Raw genomic sequence first — 15,404 nt, 5'->3', positions numbered from 1 at the left:
GTGCTTGGATGGCCGCGGCGATGCAATGCGATGCGGGCCGCGGCTTGCGGCGCGCGCGAAGGCCTTGCGGAAAACGTCCGCGATGGCCGGATGACTGGGGGTGGATAGGCAAACGGGCCCGCCCTGGAGCGGCGGGCCTTGCCGTCAGCCTGGAAGCGAGGGCGGGGCGCGCGGCCCCAGGGGAGAGCCTTGCGCGTCCCGCGCCGGCAATCCGAGGTTGTCGAAGGGAAATGCCGGCGCCGAAAGGATGGCGGATGGCAGCGCGGCCAGCGCCGGCGCCGCGGGCGCGCCCAGCGCCTGGTGGATCAGTATGCCGAACGGGCAGTCCGTGCCGGACAAGGCGTTCTGGTGGTGTTCGTCGTGGTCGGCGAACAGGCCCGCGAAGGCCGGCGGCACGGCCGCGGCATCGCCGGCCAGGGTGCAGAAAGTGATCTCGATGCGGCCGTCGCGCAGGGCGCCGGTATGCGGCATGTAGCCGATGGGGATGAGGGAGCGCAGGGCCAGCGCGAACAGCAGCAGGCACAGCACGGCGTGTGCGCGCCAGTTTATTGCCTTGCTGCGTGAACCGATATCGACCATGGTGGCTGAATTGTAATTGGCGCGCGCGCCCGGCGTATTGTGATTTCTCAAAGACGCCGGCCTATAATCATCGGCTTTCGCATCGGGCGCGGTTGCGCCCTCAGACTTGGAAACAAATTGCATATCGGTATTCTGGCGCTGGTGGCTTTGTCCGTGCTCGGGACATCCTTTCTTTCCGGGGTTTTCGGCATGGCCGGCGGAATGGTGCTGATGGGTGTATTGATCGCCTACCTGCCGGTTTCGGCCGCCATGGTCCTGCATGGAACGGCGCAGATGACCTCCAATGGCTGGCGGGCGGTCATGTGGCGCCGCAATACCAATTACCGGATTTTCGCGCGCTATATCGCCGGCCTGCTGGCCGCGGCCGCCTTGTTCTCGTTCATAGGTTTCGTGCCCGACAAGGCCTTCGTGCTGATCGCCCTGGGCATCATCCCCTTCCTGGCGGTGCTGGTGCCGGCCAGGTTCGTGCCGCAGGCCGACGACCGGCTCGGCGCCGAGGCCTGCGGTTTCCTGAACACCTCCATGCAGTTCATGGCTGGCGTGTCGGGCCCTTTGCTGGATGTATTCTTCGTGCGCAACGAGATGGACCGCCGCTCCATCGTGGCGACCAAGGCGGCCTGCCAGACTTTCTCCCACATGGCCAAGCTGGCCTACTTCATCAATATCCTGGGCGACCAGGCGCGGGTCGATGAGTGGGCCATGGGGCTGGCGGTGGTCATGGCCGTCATGGGCACCAGCCTGAGCAGGTTCGTGCTGGAAAAATTGACCGACCACCAGTTCCGGAGCTGGACCCGCCGGATAGTCATGACGATAGGCGTGGTTTACCTGACTCAGGGGATTTATGTGTTGTGGACCCGCTAGCGGCGGGGGGCGCGTCGCCCCGGGCCTGGAAAGCCCGGGCGTAATCGAGGAATAACTTCAGGCTCGACATCTCGCGGTTCCTGCTCGACGCCATGACGATTCTGGATTCGGTGTCGGCATCGACTATGCCTTTGAATTGCACTCCTGGCGGCTTGGTATAAACATAGGTGCCGGGAACGATGGAAATGCCCAGCCCGGCGGCAACCAGCGCCAGCGTGGTGCTGTTTTCACGGACTTCCTGGACGATACGCGGCGCGAACCCGGCCCGGGCGGCGAGGGTGGTGATGTGCTCGAACAAGCCGCAGCCCAGCGCCTGCGGAAACAGGATGAAGTCTTCTTGCGCCAGTTCGCCCAGGCGCACCGTTGCGCCGCTGGCGGCGCCGCCATGGCCGTCGGCGACAGCCAGCACCAGCTCGTCGTGCCAGAGGTCGAATGCCGCTATCGACGATGGCGCCCGGAAATTGAGGGAAGGCCGCAGGAAGCCGACATCGATTTCGTTGGCGTTGAGGGCCAGCAGCTGTTCGCCGGTCGACAAATGCAGCAAATCCATTTCTATGCGCGGGTAGGCTTGGCGAAAGCCCTGTATCAGCCGCGGGAAGGCGGCAAAAATCGGCACCGAAGCGGTGAAGGCGATGCGCAACTTTCCAGCCCTGCCGTCGGAGGTCCAGGCGCACAATTCCTTGGCCGTGGCGTACTGTTCCAGGATCGCCAGCGCCTTGTCATAAAAAAGCGACCCCGCATGGGTCAGCTCGACCGAGCGCCGCGTGCGGTCGAACAAGGTCACGCCGAGGTCTTCTTCCAGCAATTTGATCTGCTGGCTGAGCGGCGGCTGGCTCATGTGCAGCCTGATGGCCGCGCGGCTGAAGCTGAGTTCCTGGGCCACGGCCACGAAGTAGTTGAGCTGCCTGAAATCCATGACTATTCGAAAATCGTATAAATGTGAGAGTTAAATAGTATTTGACCATATAAGTGCCCGACCCCCAAAATCCCCGGATCAAATCCGATATCGAAGGGCACGGGATAACATCATGAAGCTATTCACCTTACGCAGCATTTCTTTGCTGGCCGCCGCCGCGGCCGTCAGCGCCGCTCCATTCCAGTCCGCCACGGCGGCGGACTTCCCCGAGCATCCTGTCACGATCGTGGTGCCTTACTCGCCCGGCGGCGCGGTGGATATCGTGACGCGCCTGGTGACCAAGAAAATGTCGCAGGAACTGGGGCAGCCCTTCATCGTGGACAATCGCCCGGGCGCCGGCACCAATATCGGCATGGCCTATGTGGCCCGCGCCAAGGCGGACGGCTATACTTTGTATACTGCGTCCAATACTTTCACGACCAACAAGGCCTTGTATTCCAAGCTGGCCTTCGATCCCGCGACGGATTTCACAAGCGTCGGGAAGATAGGCGAGGCGCCGCTGGTCGTCGTGGTCAACAAGGACTCGCCGTTCCAGACGCTCAAGGAACTGGCCGAGTTCGGCCAGAAGAATCCCGCCGACCTGACCTACGGCACGGCGGGCGTGGGCAGCTCCGGCCACATGGCCAGCGAATTGTTGCTGCGCAGCGGCGACTTCAAGGCATTGCATATTCCCTACAAGGGCGGCTCTCCCGCCATCACCGACCTGCTGGGCGGCCGGCTGTCGTTCATGTCCATCAATCCGCTGGAAGTCATTTCGCACATCAAGGCCGGCAGCCTGCGTCCTTTGGCGGTGTTGAACAAGGCCGGCACGGTCTTGCTGCCTGAATTGGCGACCGCCGACAAGCAGGGCTTCCGCGACCTGGAAGCGACCGTCTGGTGGGGCATCGAAGCGCCGGCCGGCACGCCCGAGCCGGTGGTGCAGAAACTGAATGTCGCGCTGAATACGGCGCTGAAAGATCCCGAGGTCGTCAGCAGCCTGAACAAGCTGGGCGCCGCGCCCTTGCCCGGCACGCCCGCTGAATTCAAGTCCTTCCTGGACAAAGAGACGGCCGTGCTGACACAGGTCATCAAATCGGCCGATATCAAAGCCGACTGAGCATGCGGGCGACAAAGTTTTCAGGATCCATGTGATGAATCAAAAAAGCGCTCTTATTGTTAGTGCACACTCCGCCGACTTTGTCTGGCGGGCGGGCGGCGCGGCGGCCCTGTACGCCGAGCGGGGATGGCGGGTGCATATCCTGTGCCTGTCGTTCGGCGAGCGCGGCGAATCGGCCAAGCTGTGGAAACAGGCGGACATGTCGCTGGAAACCGTCAAGCGCATACGCCGCGACGAGTCCGAACAGGCGGCGGCGATACTTGGCGCCAGCATTTCCTTTCTCGACTGCGGCGACTACCCGCTGCGGGTGGGCGACGAGGCCCTGTTCAAGATCGTCGACGCCTATCGGCAGCTGAGGCCGGAATTCGTGCTTACGCATTCGTTCAAGGACCCCTACAATTTCGACCATCCCCTGGCGAATCACCTGGCGCTGGAGGCGCGCATCATTGCGCAGGCGCACGGCCACAATCCGGCCGAGCCGGTGATAGGCGCGCCGCCGGTATTCTTGTTCGAGCCTCATCAGCCCGAGCAGTGCGAATGGAAGCCCGAGACCTTCCTGGATATTTCCCCGGTCTGGGAAAAGAAATACCGCGCCTTCCAGATCATGGGGGCGCAGGAACATCTGTGGGAATACTACACGCGCGCCGGCTTGCAGCGCGGCGCGCAGGCCTCCCGCAATTCCAGCAAGAATATCAAATATGCCGAAGCGTTTCAGTGCGTTTATCCCCGCGTTGCCGACGACCTGCTCTGAGGGCGCGGCATGGCGGTTCTGAACAGAGGATGCAGGAATGATCAACAGCGCATTTAGCCGGACCACCGAAGAACAGGTCGCCCAGGCCTCGCAGATGGCCTGCTCCATCCTGGCCGATGTATCGGGCAGGCGCGGCTCGCTCGATGGGCGCATCAGGTCGCTGGCGCCCTCGATGCGGCTGTGCGGGCCGGCGCTGACCGTCGAGGTGCGCCCCGGCGACAACCTGATGATACATGCCGCCCTGGTCCTGGCGCAGCCGGGCGATGTGATTGTTGTCGACGGCAAGGCCAACACCACGTCGGCCCTGGTGGGCGAACTGATGTGCGCCCATGCCAGGGCGGCGGGTGTGGCCGGCCTGGTCATCGACGGGTCGGTGCGTGACGTCGGCGAACTCCGCTCGGGCAGCTTTCCCGTCTTCGCCTGCGCATCGAACCCCAACGGGCCGTCCAGGCAGCTTGCCGGGCGCATAGGCCATCCCATCTCGGTGGGCGGCGTGGCCGTCGAACCGGGCGACCTCATCGCCGGCGACGCCGATGGGGTGGTGGTGGTTCCCCGGGCCGGCGTCGCCCAGGCCTTGCTGGATGCGCGCAAGAAAATGGACAGCGAGCGCCAGCGCATGCGGGATATTGCCGAAGGCCGCCTGCTGTACGGCTGGCTCGAGGGCGCCTTGAGGGATGCCGGCGTGCTGCCGCGCGGCCTGAGCCTCGAGCAGCTGGCCGCGGAATTCGCCGCCGCCCGCGCAGGCGTTCATGCCAGCCGCGAAAAATAATACGGGATGCGTGCCAGCGCATACTGCGCGCTGGCCTCGCGAATGGCCGTCCGGTCGCCGGAAAAACGCCGGGTTTCGCTGAACATGCGCGGCGCGGCGGCGCTTCCGCCCATCTCGAAGGCCCAGGCGAAACACTGGGTGCCGGCCGGGATAGCGTCGTCGGTATCGTCGGTGACGCCCGTGTTGGCAACCGCCACGTTCGCGCGGCTGCCGCCCAGCGCCCCTTGGGCCATCTCGCGGGCGACCTCTTCGCTGGTCAGGTTGTAGCGCTCGAGGGTCTCCTGGCTGACTGACAGGCAGCGCTTCTTGGCCTCGGGGGAGTACACTACGAAGGCGCAGTCCAGCAGCTTGCCCGCGCCGGAAATGTCGGCAAGCGTAGCGGCGATCAATCCCGCCGTGCACGACTCCGCCGTCACCAGCAGCAAGGATTCGGTTCTCATGAACTGCGCTACGTCTTCTATGGTGGTCATGGCATGCGTCCCCTCAGCGCCGCGAACATGGTCTTCCTGCGGCGGGGCGCGCAGCAAGCGGCGTGCCCTGCCGCGATTCGAAACGGCTATTGTGTTTTCGGCCCTCGGGCTGGCTACCCCGCGACCGGCGTCGTGGCCTGTCCGGTATTGAAATAGCGGGTCAGGTTGTCGATGGCGTTGTCGATGGCCAGCGCGGCCATCCGCAGCCTGGTTTCGCGCGTCGCGCTGCCGATGTGCGGCGTCAGGATGACGTTGTCCAGGTCGCTCAACGGGCTGTCGACCAGGGGCTCCTGATCGAAAACATCCAGGGCCGCGCCCGAGATGGCCTTGCCTTTCAGCGCCTCGTACAGGTCTTGCTCGTCGACGACGCTGCCTCTGGATATGTTCACCAGCACCCCGGCGGGCCCGAGCGCGTTCAGCACCTGCGCATCGATGATCCGGTAGGTGTTCGGCCCGCCGGGGCAGCAGACAATCAGGATGTCCGCATACGAGGCCAGGCCCTTCAAGTCATCGAAGAAAGGCCAGTCGACCGCCTGCCGCCGCCGCCCGAAATAGGCAATTTCGAGATCAAAAGCCAGCAGGCGCCTGGCGATTTCCTTGCCTATTCTGCCCAGCCCCACGATGCCGACGCGCTTGCCGGCCAGCGAAGTCCCCAGGGGGAAAGCGGCGGCTTGCCATGCGCCGCTTCTTACGTAGCGGTCGGCTTGCGGCAGATGGCGCAGCATGGCCAGCAACAGGCCGATGGCGAGCTCGGCCACGGCTTGGTCGAGCACCTCGGGCGTGTTGGTGACGACGATGCCCCGGTTCCTGGCATAGGCCATGGGAATCCCGTCGTATCCGACGCCGTTGGTGGCGATGATGCGCAAATTGGGCAATTGCTCCAGCAGCTCTTCTGAAATACGGTAATTGGAGCGCGTGATTATCCCTTCGATCTCGCGGCGCAGCGGCGGCGTGGCGGCGAGCTCGTCGACGTCGACGAGCTGGAAAATCCGGCGCAGCTCGGCATCGATCGCATCGGGGAATACGCCGATCTTGAGCAGGGGAGGGAAACAGGAAGGAATGGTCATGGTCGGAGCCGGCGCCGGTGGAGGCATTCCAGGGGCGCCGGCCTGTCAGGCGTCGGCGTGCGCCAAGGCTTGCGGGTTGTTGATCTGGAATCCGATGCCGGACAGCTCGGCATCCAGTTGGCGGCTTTGCTCGCCGGTCAGCTCGACCAGGGGCGGGCGCACGACCGACCAGGCCGGATCCCCGGCCTGCGATGCGATGGCCGACTTCATGGCGGAAATGAGCGGCAGCTTCTGAAAGACGCCGCGCACCGTGTTGAGGTCGGCTTGCTGCGCATCGGCGCCGTCTTCCCGCCAAGTGGCGTGAAGGCGGGCAATGGCCGCCGCATTCACATTGCCGGTCGCCGTGATGCAGCCCGCGCCGCCATGGCGCAAGGTTTGCAGCAGGAAGGCTTCGCTGCCGGCGAAGACGTCGAAACCGGCCGGCTGGAACTGCTGCAGCATCGCCAGGGTGTTGTTCCAGTCGCCCGAGCTGTCCTTGATGCCGGCGATGGTCCCGGGATAGTCCTTGAGCAGTCGCTCGATCAGCGCAAGGCCGATGCCCACCTGGGATACCTGGGGAATATGGTAAAGATAGATTTTCAGCCGGGCGTCGCCTATGGCGTCGATGATGGTCGCGTAGTTCCGGTACAGGCCTTCATCGCCGACCCCCTTGTAATAAAAGGGCGGCAGCATCAAGACCCCGCCGCAGCCCAGTTCGACGGCATGCCTGGTCAGCTCGATCGAATCGCTGATGGCGCAGCAGCCTGTGCCGGGCATCATCTTGCCGGCAGGCAGGCCCTCGTCCGCCAGCAAGTCCAGGAGTTGCCTTTTTTCGCCGGTGGAAAGAGAATTGGCTTCCGAGTTCGTGCCGAACACGGCCAGGCCGACATCCTGGTCTATCAGCGAGCGGCAGTGCTTGAGGAAGCGCGGCTTGGAAATCGAATAGTCGGCATTGAAAGGGGTCAGGACGGGGGACAGGACCCCGCGTATTTTTGTGTTTGGCATATACAGTCTCCACTAGGGTGTTTTCAAGCCATTGAACCATGGAAGTATTGCTCATGGCGGGCGGAAATCAAAGTGGCTTTCGCTTGGTTCAGAAAATAGAATTTTTTTGCTTCTACATCGGCTACGATCGGACATCATGGACACAAAATACATGCAAAGCTTTGTCGCCGTGGTCGAGGCGGGCTCGTTCGCCGAGGCCGCGCGCCGGCTGGACTTGACCTCCGCGGCGATAGCCGCGCGCATCAAGGCGCTGGAGGACGACCTGGGCGTGGCGCTGGTGAAGCGTTCCGGGCGCTCGGTCAAGCCCACGGAAAGCGGCATCCGCATTCTGGAGGGCACCAGGGCCGTCATCCGCAATATCAGGGACCTGCGCGCCATGGCGGTCGATGGCGGCCAGCCGGGCGAGCTGCGGATAGGCTGTTTTGTGTCGGCCTTGACCAATGTCCTGCCGCCCATACTGAAACGGCTCTACGACGTATATCCAAACGCATCGATTTTCGTGACGCCGGGCGCCTCGATCGAGCTTTGCCGGAAAGTGGCCAGCGGCGAGCTGGACGCGGCCATCGTGGTGGAGCCCCAGTTCGCCGTGCCCAAGAACTGTATATGGCAGGCATTCATGGAAGAGCCGCTGGTGGTGGTGGCGCCCGACTTCCTGAAAGACGAGCCAGCCCATCACCTGCTGGCGACCCAGCCTTTCATCCGCTACGACCGGGCGGTCTATGGCGGCCAGTTGGCCGACCGCTACCTGAGGGACCACCAGATCCGCCCCAGGCAGCGGCTGGAGATCGATGGCATCCTGGCCATCGCCTCCCTGGTGCATGAAGGGCTGGGCGTTTCCCTGATACCGGACTGGTCGTCCATGTGGACCTCCCTGGCCATTGCCCGCGTGCCCCTGCCCGGCAGGGCGCCGGTCCGCAGGAACGGCCTGGTCTGGAATGCGCAGGGCCACCATGCCAGGATGGCCGCCTGTATCTATAGCGAGGCCAGGGCCGTCTTTGGCCCCATCCTGTAGGCCGGGCCGCCGCGCCGGCGCCCGGCGCGATTCATCGCGCCGCCGGGTCGCCGGGGCGGGCGGCGCGCAGGAAATCGAAGTCGACGCCCTGGTCCGCCTGCGTCACGGTTTCCAGGAACAGTTTTTTATATCCCCTGGCGGCGGTCGGGGGGCTGATGGGCTTGAGTTCCTGGCGGCGCCGCAGCTCGGCGTCGGACACCAGCAGCGAGATCTCCCGCCGGCTTACGCTCAGGCGGATGCGGTCGCCATTCTGCACATAGGCCAGCGGGCCGCCTATGGCCGATTCGGGCGTGACATGCAGGACTATGGTGCCGAAAGCGGTGCCGCTCATGCGGCCGTCGGAAATCCGCACGATGTCTTTCACGCCCTGGACGGCGAGTTTTTTCGGGATGGGGATATAGCCGGCCTCCGGCATGCCCGGCGCGCCTTTCGGGCCGATGTTCTTGAGCACGAGAATATCGTGCGCGGTGACGTCCAGGGCGTCGCTGTCTATCCTGTCGGCCAGGTCGGCGGCGTTTTCAAACACGACGGCCCGGCCCTCGTGTTCCATCAAGAGCGGGTCCGCCGACGATTGCTTGATGATGGCGCCGCCCGGCGACAGGTTTCCTTCCAGCACGGCGATGCCGCCTTGAGGGTAGACAGGGTCGTCCATGGTTTTGACGACGCTCTGGGCAAAGCCCGGCCCGGCCAGCTCCAGCTCCTGGCCCAGCGTCCTGCCGGTTACGGTCAATGCGTCCAGCTTCAGCAGCGGCTTGAGCTGGCGCAGCAGGGTGGCCATGCCGCCCGCCTTGTGGAAGTCTTCCATGTAGTGCTGGCCGGAGGGTTTGAGGTCCAGCAATACCGGCGTGTCGCGCCCCATGCGGTCCAGCGTCTTGAGGTCGATGTCCAGGCCCAGGCGCCCCGCGATCGCGGCAAGATGGATGATGCCATTGGTGGAGCCGCCTATGGCCAGCAGCACCCGCATGGCGTTTTCGAAGGCATCCGCCGTCAGGATCCTGTCTATGGTCAGGCCTTGCCGGGCCATGGCCACCGCCTGGGCGCCGGTCAGCTCGGCGATGCGCATCCGGTCCGCGGTAACGGCCGGCGGCGTCGCGCCGCCGGGCACTGTCATGCCCAGGGCTTCGGCTATGCAGGCCATCGTGCTTGCGGTCCCCATGACCGAGCAGGTCCCCACGCTGGCCACCAGTTGGTTGTTCACGTCGGAAATTTCCTGGTCGTCGATTTCCTCGGCGCGGTATTTCCCCCAATAGCGGCGGCAATCGGTGCAGGCGCCGACGCGCTCGGAGCGGTGCGAGCCGGTCAGCATGGAACCTGTAATGAGCTGTATTGCGGGTATCCCCGCCGATGCGGCGCCCATCAGTTGCGCCGGCACCGTCTTGTCGCATCCGCCTATCAGCACGACCGCATCCATGGGCTGCGCCAGTATCATTTCCTCGGTGTCCATGGACATCAGGTTGCGCAAATACATGCTTGTTGGATAGGCGAAGCTTTCATGTATGGATATCGTGGGGAAATCCATGGGCAGGCCGCCCGCGAGCATGATCCCGCGCTTGAGCGCCTCCAGCAGCTGCGGCACATTCCCATGACAGGGGTTGTAGGCGCTGCCCGTATTGGCGATGCCTATCACCGGCCGGTCCAGCGCCGCGTCGGAATAGCCGGCGCCTTTGATGAACGCCTTCCTCAGGAACAGGGAAAAGCCATTGTCGCCATAGCTGGTCAGGCCCTTGCGTAAACCGCTGGGGTCGAGGTCGGGCGCTGCCGGAGATTTCTTGGTCATGAACTGCTTCTTTCTCGGTTAATTAACGGTTATCTTGCCATCGTGTATGACTTTGGCCCATTGGTCGATTTCGGCCGTCAGCCGGACTTTCGATGCTTCGATGGCCAGCGGATCGGCATAGACGCCTTGCTGCAATAGCTGCTCTTTTATCTCGGGCCTGGCCAGGCCCGTCATCAAGGCCTTGTTGATTTTCTCCAGGACGGCCGCCGGAGTGCCGGCCGGCGCCATGACGCCGAACAGCGAACTGACATTGAACCCGCTGAACCCCTGTTCCTTGGCGGTAGGGATGTCCGGCAGCATGGAGACCCGCTCCGGCGTCAATACCGCCAAAGGGCGCAACTGGCCCGATTTGATGAAGCCTATGGCCGCGGGAACGGTCTCCGTCATGGTCTGGACCTGGCCTCCGACCAGATCCGTCATGGCCGGACCGCTGCCGCGATAGGCGACGTGCACGATGTCCACCCCGGCGATCTGCTTGAACAGCTCCATCGCCATGCGCTGCGGGGCGCCCGCCCCGGATGAGGCGAAATTGAGCTTTGCCGGATTCTTTTTGGCATAGTCGACCAGGTCGTTCAGGGACTTGACGGGCAGCGAGGGATTGACCACCGCCACCAGCGGTACGAAACCGACCACCCCCGCGGGCGTCAGGTCTTTCTGCAGATCGTACTGCAGTTTGCCCTTTTCCAGCGTGGCCATGACCGAATGGGAGGTCAGGGCGCCCATCAGCAATGTGTAGCCATCGGGCTTGGCCCGGGCGACTTCGGCCGCGCCGATGTTTCCGCCCGCGCCGCCGCGGTTTTCGATCACCACTTGATTGCCGATCTCGTCGCCCAGGGTCTTTCCCACGATGCGGCCGATGACGTCTGTCGCGCCGCCGGGAGGGTAGGGGATGATCAGGCGTATCGGCTTGTCGGGGTAAGCCTCGGCGGCATGCGCCGTCGCGCCGAGCGGCGCGGCCAGCGCCAGCATGGCCAGCGATGCGCCGAGCGCCAGTTTTTTGGATATGGGGCGGGGTGTCGTACGAAACATGGATGTCCCTTTAATAAGTCTTATGATGTTTCTCGAAAGGCTGCCCATCCATGTTCGCAAAGTTATGCCGGCCCAAAGCAAAAACTTTTTTTAATCAATGCAAAAAAATACGCTGCATGGCGGCAAGCGTCAAAAAAAGTAAATTCCTGTTCCCGCGCTTGCATACGGGCCGTTTTCGCTTCACCATACAGGCGGCAATCCGCCACTTACCCATGAGGTGACGCTATGACAGTTCTGGCCCGACTCTTATTGACCGCCACCGTCCTGGGCGGCCTGGCTGCGATGCCGGCCCACTCGGCGCAAACCGCCGCGGCGCCGGCCAAAGCCAAGACCGCGCAGCAAGAGCGCATGGTCACATGCAATCAGGACGCCAAGGGCAAGACCGGCGATGAGCGCAAAGCGTTCATGAGCAGCTGCCTGAAAGGGGAAACCAGCGCCTCCGGAAACGCGCTGTCGGCTTCGCAGCAACGCATGAAGAACTGTAATGCCGACGCCACGGCCAAGGCCCTGAAAGGCGACCAGCGCAAGGCATTCATGAGCACCTGCCTGAAGGCGAAATAAGGCCAGATCGGCTTCCTGCTTGAGTTCTGCGGTGATTTTCCCGCAGCGCGCCGGGTCCATGGGCCCTTGGCGCGCCGCGATGCCTATAATCATCCACTTCTCATCTAGGAATCACCATGACAATTTCCCTCTACGCCGCTTCGGTTCCCGTCTTCAAGCAAATGCTCAACAGCATGGACGCTTTCCTGGGCAAGGCGCAAGAGCATGCGCTGGCAAGGAAAATCGATCCCGATGCCTTGTTGCGGGCGCGCCTTTTCCCCGACATGTTTCCCTTGATCCGCCAGGTGCAGGTGGCCGCCGATTTCGCCCGCGGCGTGTCGGCCCGCCTGGCGGGAGCCGAAGTTCCCAAATACGAGGATGGCGAGCTAAGCTTCGACGATCTGCGCGGGCTGATAGGCAAAACGCTGGCCTTCATCGATGGCTTCGAGCCCGGCCAGATCGACGGCAATGAAGAGCGCGTCATCTTCACGCGCCAGGGCACTCCCAAGGAAAAGCGGTTCACGGGCCAGTCCTATCTGCTGACCTACGGCCTGCCGCAGTTCTTCTTTCATGTCACCACCGCCTACGCCATCCTGCGCCATAACGGCGTCGAAGTGGGCAAGCGCGATTTCATGGGCCAGTACTGAAGCCGCCGGCGCGCGCCTGCCGCATCCGGCTGGCGCGCGTAACCGATACCCAGGCGCTTTCCTGGACCAGCTTGGAGACGAGGTCCATGAAGCGCACCGATGCGTCGGGGGGAACGATGACGCCGGCCAATAGCGTCTTGAGGTCGACCAGCAAATGCATGCCCGACGGCTTGATGCTTGAGCACGTGGGGACCGCATGGGAAACCGCGATGGCGCACAGCCCGTCGGGGCGGACCGCCGGCCGGCGCGCCGCAGGGGGCGCGCCGGCCGCCGTCTTGCGCACGGCGCCCGGATGGCGCGCCGGTTCGATGAAGATGCTGGTCGTGTCGTCGGTGAATAGCGACTGTGCCAGGGCGCGGATGCTGGACACGATGCAGACGCGCGGCTGCGTGCTGGCGTGTTCGCCCCAGTCCGCGAGGTTTTCTTCCGCCGGTATGCTCCAGGACTGAAGCGTAATGGCGCCTTTTGTGGCGGGGCGGTGCCACTTTTCCGCCGCCTTGAGTATGCTCTGGCGCTGGGGGCGCTCGACGGGCGTAAAGAAGGCCTGGTTGAATTTCAAGAGCTCGATCAGATCATAGAAACTCATGTAATGGAGTATCCGCCTGTCCGGATCGAGGCTGTGATTGACTTGGATGTTCCCCATGCGCTGGCTCCTCCGCTGGCAACGATTAACGCCTGGGAACATGGTAGCCAAAAGCCGGGCGGGCAAACATTGCGCAAGCATTACCGCTAGGCAATGTATGCCGGGCGAGGGCGTCAGGCGGGCGCCTCCTGGGCCCGCATGGCGGGCGAAGCGAACGTCAGGCTGACGCTCAGTCCGGGCTCGGCATTGCGCAGTTCGAAGGACGCGTCGTGCAGCCGCGCGATGGCGATGACGGTGGCCAGGCCCAGGCCATGGCCCGGCACGTCGCGGTTCAGGCGGTAGAAACGCTCGCCTATGCGCTTGTGCTTGTCGGGCAGGATGCCCGGGCCGTTGTCGATGACGCTGATCATTGCCTGGCCGGCGCGCTGCGCAACCTCGACGCGTATACGGGCGGCGCCGCCGGCGTATTTGAGGGCGTTGTCGACCAGGCAGGCGATGGCCCCCGCCAGCAGGTCGGGATCGCCATGCACGCATACCGGACCGGCGCTGGAAAATCGCAGCGAGGCCTGCTTTTCTTCGGCCACCGCCTCGTATAGCTCGACGACATCGCGGGCGATGACGTCGATCCTGGCCGCCTCGAATTTCTTGCGTCTCGTGCCCGACTCCAGTTCGGCGATCTGCAGCAGCTTCTCGGACACCTTGGCCAGGTCCTCGATTTCGCTGGCCAGGAAGACAATGCTGTTCTTCAGTTCTTCATAGGAGCTGCCCGGACGCAGGGCGGAGCGCAGCCGCGCCAGTATCCGGGTCAGCGGGGTGCGCAGATGATGCGCCACCGCATCGGATACATGGCGCACGCCGTTCATCAGCAGCTCGATGCGGTCGAGCATGTTGTTGATATCGTGGGTCAGCAGCGCGAACTCGTCTTGCCGGTGCTGCACCGGTATGCGCTGCTTGAGCTGGCCGGCGCCGACTTGAGTGGCTGTGCGGCGGATGACTTCCACGCGCCGCTGCAGCGTGCGCCGGAACAGATAGGCCCCAAGCAGCACCAGCAGCGCCGTGACGCCGGTGGCGACCAGGCTGATGCGCTTGATCAGCTGGGTTATCTCGTGCAGATCGCGCAGATCGTGCCCGACGATCAGCTTGGAGCCGTCGGGCAGGTCGCGGGCCACCAGATAGCCGTGCGCCCCGCGCCCGCGCAGGATCACGGCATGATTCGTTCCCGCCTCTTTCAGGGAAAGCAGGACCGCATCGGGCTGGATGTTGCCGGCCAGCGCCTTTCCGCGCCGGTCGACCAGCAGGAACATCTCGGTATCGGAGTTCACATGGTCGGCCAGTTCCAGGTTGATCTCGTTGGTCAGGCCCGGCAGGCCGCCCTGGTCGAAATGGGCGCTCATCCTCTGCGCGGTGGTCGCCACCTGCCGGGAAAACTGGGATTCCAGTATGCCGACGGTCTGGTGATAGAAGAAAGCCAGCAATACCAGCGAAGTCGAAAGCGCGAACAGGCTGTAGTTGAGCGTCAGGCGGAATGCGACCGAGCCCCATACTTCATGCAGGGCCTCCAGCAGTTGGTTCTTCATGCCGGCGATGACGCCGGCGCGATGGCGCCGCCGGCCGAAATCATATAGCCCATGCCGCGCACGGTGTGTATCAGCGCCTGGTCGAAGGGGCCGTCTATCTTCTGGCGCAGCCTGCTGATCTGCACGTCGATGACATTGGTCTGCGGGTCGAAATGGTAGTCCCATACCGAAGCCAGCAGCATGGTGCGGGTCAGCACCTGGTCGGAATTCATCATCATATAGACCAGCAGCTTGAATTCGCGGGGCTGCAGCGGGATAGGCTTGCCGGCCCTGGCGACGCGGCGCCCGACCAGGTCCAGCTCCAGGTCGGCCAGTTGCAGCTGGCGCACTTCATTGTTGCTCGAGGAGCGCCGCACCAGCGCTTCGATACGGGCCGCCAATTCGGGGAAGGCGAAGGGCTTGGTCAGGTAATCGTCGCCGCCGGCCTTCAGGCCGCGCACGCGCTCGTCCAGGGCCGTCAGCGCGCTGAGCACCAGCACCGGCGTCTTCTTGCCCAGGGCGCGCAGCGTGGAGAGGATGGACAGCCCGTCGATATCGTTGGGCAGCATGCGGTCGAGAATGATCACGTCCCATTGTTCGCCGGTCGCCCGCTGCAGGCCGCTGGCCCCATCCTGGCAGATGGCCGCAAAATGGCCTTCCTCCTTCAGGCCGGTCGCGATGTACCGCGCATTGTCGGTGTCGTCTTCTATGATCAGGCAGCGCCACATTGTTCATCTTCCAGGGCAAACCGGGCAGGTTGTTGCGTT

The 15,404-nt window shown here is 63.7% G+C and carries 17 protein-coding genes; 7 read left to right on the top strand and 10 right to left on the bottom strand.

Annotation, left to right across the window (positions count from 1 at the left end; genetic code table 11):
* Positions 1-144: 144 nt before the first annotated feature.
* Positions 145-630, bottom strand: coding sequence for a DUF2946 family protein (locus tag BUB23_RS04945; RefSeq protein WP_245801162.1), 486 nt, complete (start codon positions 628-630; stop codon positions 145-147).
* Between the two features lie 66 nt (positions 631-696).
* Between BUB23_RS04945 and BUB23_RS04940 the strand changes: the two genes are divergently transcribed.
* Complete coding sequence (locus BUB23_RS04940; protein WP_084135752.1) at positions 697-1,440, top strand: TSUP family transporter; 744 nt, start codon at positions 697-699, stop codon at positions 1,438-1,440.
* Here BUB23_RS04940 and BUB23_RS04935 read toward each other — a convergent pair.
* A complete protein-coding gene (locus tag BUB23_RS04935; RefSeq protein WP_073101980.1) occupies positions 1,382-2,356 on the bottom strand; it encodes a LysR family transcriptional regulator in 975 nt (324 codons plus the stop codon). The genes BUB23_RS04940 and BUB23_RS04935 overlap by 59 nt on opposite strands.
* A gap of 112 nt (positions 2,357-2,468) precedes the next feature.
* Here BUB23_RS04935 and BUB23_RS04930 point away from each other — a divergent pair, with 112 nt between their 5' ends.
* Genes BUB23_RS04930 through BUB23_RS04920 form a run of 3 tightly spaced genes read left to right on the top strand, consistent with a single transcriptional unit; the run spans position 2,469 to position 4,972 of the window.
* Entirely contained in the window at positions 2,469-3,452 is a 984-nt protein-coding gene (locus BUB23_RS04930; RefSeq protein ID WP_073101979.1) for a Bug family tripartite tricarboxylate transporter substrate binding protein, read from the top strand.
* A gap of 34 nt (positions 3,453-3,486) precedes the next feature.
* A complete protein-coding gene (locus BUB23_RS04925; protein ID WP_073101978.1) occupies positions 3,487-4,203 on the top strand; it encodes a PIG-L deacetylase family protein in 717 nt (238 codons plus the stop codon).
* 37 nt (positions 4,204-4,240) lie between these two features.
* Entirely contained in the window at positions 4,241-4,972 is a 732-nt protein-coding gene (locus BUB23_RS04920; protein WP_073101977.1) for an RraA family protein, read from the top strand.
* Here the strand turns inward: BUB23_RS04920 and BUB23_RS04915 are convergent.
* The 3 genes from BUB23_RS04915 to BUB23_RS04905 all read right to left on the bottom strand — a co-directional run bounded on the left by BUB23_RS04915 (position 4,951) and on the right by BUB23_RS04905 (position 7,493).
* Positions 4,951-5,442: a CinA family protein gene (locus BUB23_RS04915; RefSeq protein ID WP_073101976.1), complete on the bottom strand. Its 492-nt coding sequence runs from the start codon at positions 5,440-5,442 to the stop codon at positions 4,951-4,953. The two genes, BUB23_RS04920 and BUB23_RS04915, sit on opposite strands and share 22 nt — an antisense overlap.
* Positions 5,443-5,555: 113 nt before the next feature.
* On the bottom strand, positions 5,556-6,509 hold the full coding sequence (locus BUB23_RS04910) for a 2-hydroxyacid dehydrogenase (RefSeq protein WP_073101975.1): 954 nt from the start codon (positions 6,507-6,509) through the stop codon (positions 5,556-5,558).
* Positions 6,510-6,554: 45 nt separating this feature from the next.
* On the bottom strand, positions 6,555-7,493 hold the full coding sequence (locus BUB23_RS04905; protein ID WP_073101974.1) for a dihydrodipicolinate synthase family protein: 939 nt from the start codon (positions 7,491-7,493) through the stop codon (positions 6,555-6,557).
* 136 nt (positions 7,494-7,629) lie between these two features.
* Between BUB23_RS04905 and BUB23_RS04900 the strand changes: the two genes are divergently transcribed.
* Positions 7,630-8,505 carry a LysR family transcriptional regulator gene (locus BUB23_RS04900; protein ID WP_073101973.1) on the top strand — a complete coding sequence of 292 codons (876 nt, stop codon included), beginning with the start codon at positions 7,630-7,632 and terminating at the stop codon, positions 8,503-8,505.
* Between the two features lie 31 nt (positions 8,506-8,536).
* Here the strand turns inward: BUB23_RS04900 and BUB23_RS04895 are convergent, their stop codons facing one another.
* Both BUB23_RS04895 and BUB23_RS04890 read right to left on the bottom strand, forming a co-directional pair.
* On the bottom strand, positions 8,537-10,282 hold the full coding sequence (locus tag BUB23_RS04895; RefSeq protein ID WP_073101972.1) for an IlvD/Edd family dehydratase: 1,746 nt from the start codon (positions 10,280-10,282) through the stop codon (positions 8,537-8,539).
* Positions 10,283-10,300: 18 nt separating this feature from the next.
* Complete coding sequence (locus BUB23_RS04890; RefSeq protein WP_073101971.1) at positions 10,301-11,311, bottom strand: Bug family tripartite tricarboxylate transporter substrate binding protein; 1,011 nt, start codon at positions 11,309-11,311, stop codon at positions 10,301-10,303.
* Positions 11,312-11,593: 282 nt separating this feature from the next.
* On the opposite strand from BUB23_RS04890, the gene BUB23_RS04885 reads away from it, so the two are divergent.
* Both BUB23_RS04885 and BUB23_RS04880 read left to right on the top strand, forming a co-directional pair.
* Positions 11,594-11,872, top strand: coding sequence for a PsiF family protein (locus tag BUB23_RS04885; protein ID WP_245801176.1), 279 nt, complete (start codon positions 11,594-11,596; stop codon positions 11,870-11,872).
* Between the two features lie 116 nt (positions 11,873-11,988).
* Entirely contained in the window at positions 11,989-12,498 is a 510-nt protein-coding gene (locus BUB23_RS04880; RefSeq protein ID WP_073101969.1) for a DUF1993 domain-containing protein, read from the top strand.
* Here the strand turns inward: BUB23_RS04880 and BUB23_RS04875 are convergent.
* The 3 genes from BUB23_RS04875 to BUB23_RS04865 all read right to left on the bottom strand — a co-directional run bounded on the left by BUB23_RS04875 (position 12,482) and on the right by BUB23_RS04865 (position 15,365).
* A complete protein-coding gene (locus BUB23_RS04875) occupies positions 12,482-13,141 on the bottom strand; it encodes a hypothetical protein (RefSeq protein ID WP_073101968.1) in 660 nt (219 codons plus the stop codon). The two genes, BUB23_RS04880 and BUB23_RS04875, sit on opposite strands and share 17 nt — an antisense overlap.
* A gap of 113 nt (positions 13,142-13,254) precedes the next feature.
* Positions 13,255-14,658, bottom strand: a complete 1,404-nt coding sequence (locus BUB23_RS04870) for a sensor histidine kinase (protein ID WP_073101967.1) — start codon at positions 14,656-14,658, stop codon at positions 13,255-13,257.
* Positions 14,655-15,365 carry a winged helix-turn-helix domain-containing protein gene (locus tag BUB23_RS04865; protein ID WP_073101966.1) on the bottom strand — a complete coding sequence of 237 codons (711 nt, stop codon included), beginning with the start codon at positions 15,363-15,365 and terminating at the stop codon, positions 14,655-14,657. Before BUB23_RS04865 ends, BUB23_RS04870 begins: the two co-directional genes overlap by 4 nt.
* Positions 15,366-15,404 lie beyond the last annotated feature (39 nt).

This window comes from Pollutimonas bauzanensis, from assembly GCF_900129885.1.
GTDB classification, from domain to species: domain Bacteria; phylum Pseudomonadota; class Gammaproteobacteria; order Burkholderiales; family Burkholderiaceae_B; genus Pollutimonas; species Pollutimonas bauzanensis.
Note: the sequence above shows the minus strand (reverse complement) of the source record. Positions and strands in the feature narration are given on the sequence as shown.

Bases quoted from the DNA above. Each gene is read 5' to 3' on its own strand.
- BUB23_RS04935 (WP_073101980.1), bottom strand. From the start codon at position 2,356: ATGGATTTCAGGCAGCTCAACTACTTCGTGGCCGTGGCCCAGGAACTC.
- BUB23_RS04930 (WP_073101979.1), top strand. From the start codon at position 2,469: ATGAAGCTATTCACCTTACGCAGCATTTCTTTGCTGGCCGCCGCCGCG.
- BUB23_RS04925 (WP_073101978.1), top strand. From the start codon at position 3,487: ATGAATCAAAAAAGCGCTCTTATTGTTAGTGCACACTCCGCCGACTTT.
- BUB23_RS04920 (WP_073101977.1), top strand. From the start codon at position 4,241: ATGATCAACAGCGCATTTAGCCGGACCACCGAAGAACAGGTCGCCCAG.
- BUB23_RS04915 (WP_073101976.1), bottom strand. From the start codon at position 5,442: ATGACCACCATAGAAGACGTAGCGCAGTTCATGAGAACCGAATCCTTG.
- BUB23_RS04910 (WP_073101975.1), bottom strand. From the start codon at position 6,509: ATGACCATTCCTTCCTGTTTCCCTCCCCTGCTCAAGATCGGCGTATTC.
- BUB23_RS04905 (WP_073101974.1), bottom strand. From the start codon at position 7,493: ATGCCAAACACAAAAATACGCGGGGTCCTGTCCCCCGTCCTGACCCCT.
- BUB23_RS04900 (WP_073101973.1), top strand. From the start codon at position 7,630: ATGGACACAAAATACATGCAAAGCTTTGTCGCCGTGGTCGAGGCGGGC.
- BUB23_RS04895 (WP_073101972.1), bottom strand. From the start codon at position 10,282: ATGACCAAGAAATCTCCGGCAGCGCCCGACCTCGACCCCAGCGGTTTA.
- BUB23_RS04890 (WP_073101971.1), bottom strand. From the start codon at position 11,311: ATGTTTCGTACGACACCCCGCCCCATATCCAAAAAACTGGCGCTCGGC.
- BUB23_RS04885 (WP_245801176.1), top strand. From the start codon at position 11,594: ATGCCGGCCCACTCGGCGCAAACCGCCGCGGCGCCGGCCAAAGCCAAG.
- BUB23_RS04880 (WP_073101969.1), top strand. From the start codon at position 11,989: ATGACAATTTCCCTCTACGCCGCTTCGGTTCCCGTCTTCAAGCAAATG.
- BUB23_RS04875 (WP_073101968.1), bottom strand. From the start codon at position 13,141: ATGGGGAACATCCAAGTCAATCACAGCCTCGATCCGGACAGGCGGATA.
- BUB23_RS04870 (WP_073101967.1), bottom strand. From the start codon at position 14,658: ATGAAGAACCAACTGCTGGAGGCCCTGCATGAAGTATGGGGCTCGGTC.
- BUB23_RS04865 (WP_073101966.1), bottom strand. From the start codon at position 15,365: ATGTGGCGCTGCCTGATCATAGAAGACGACACCGACAATGCGCGGTAC.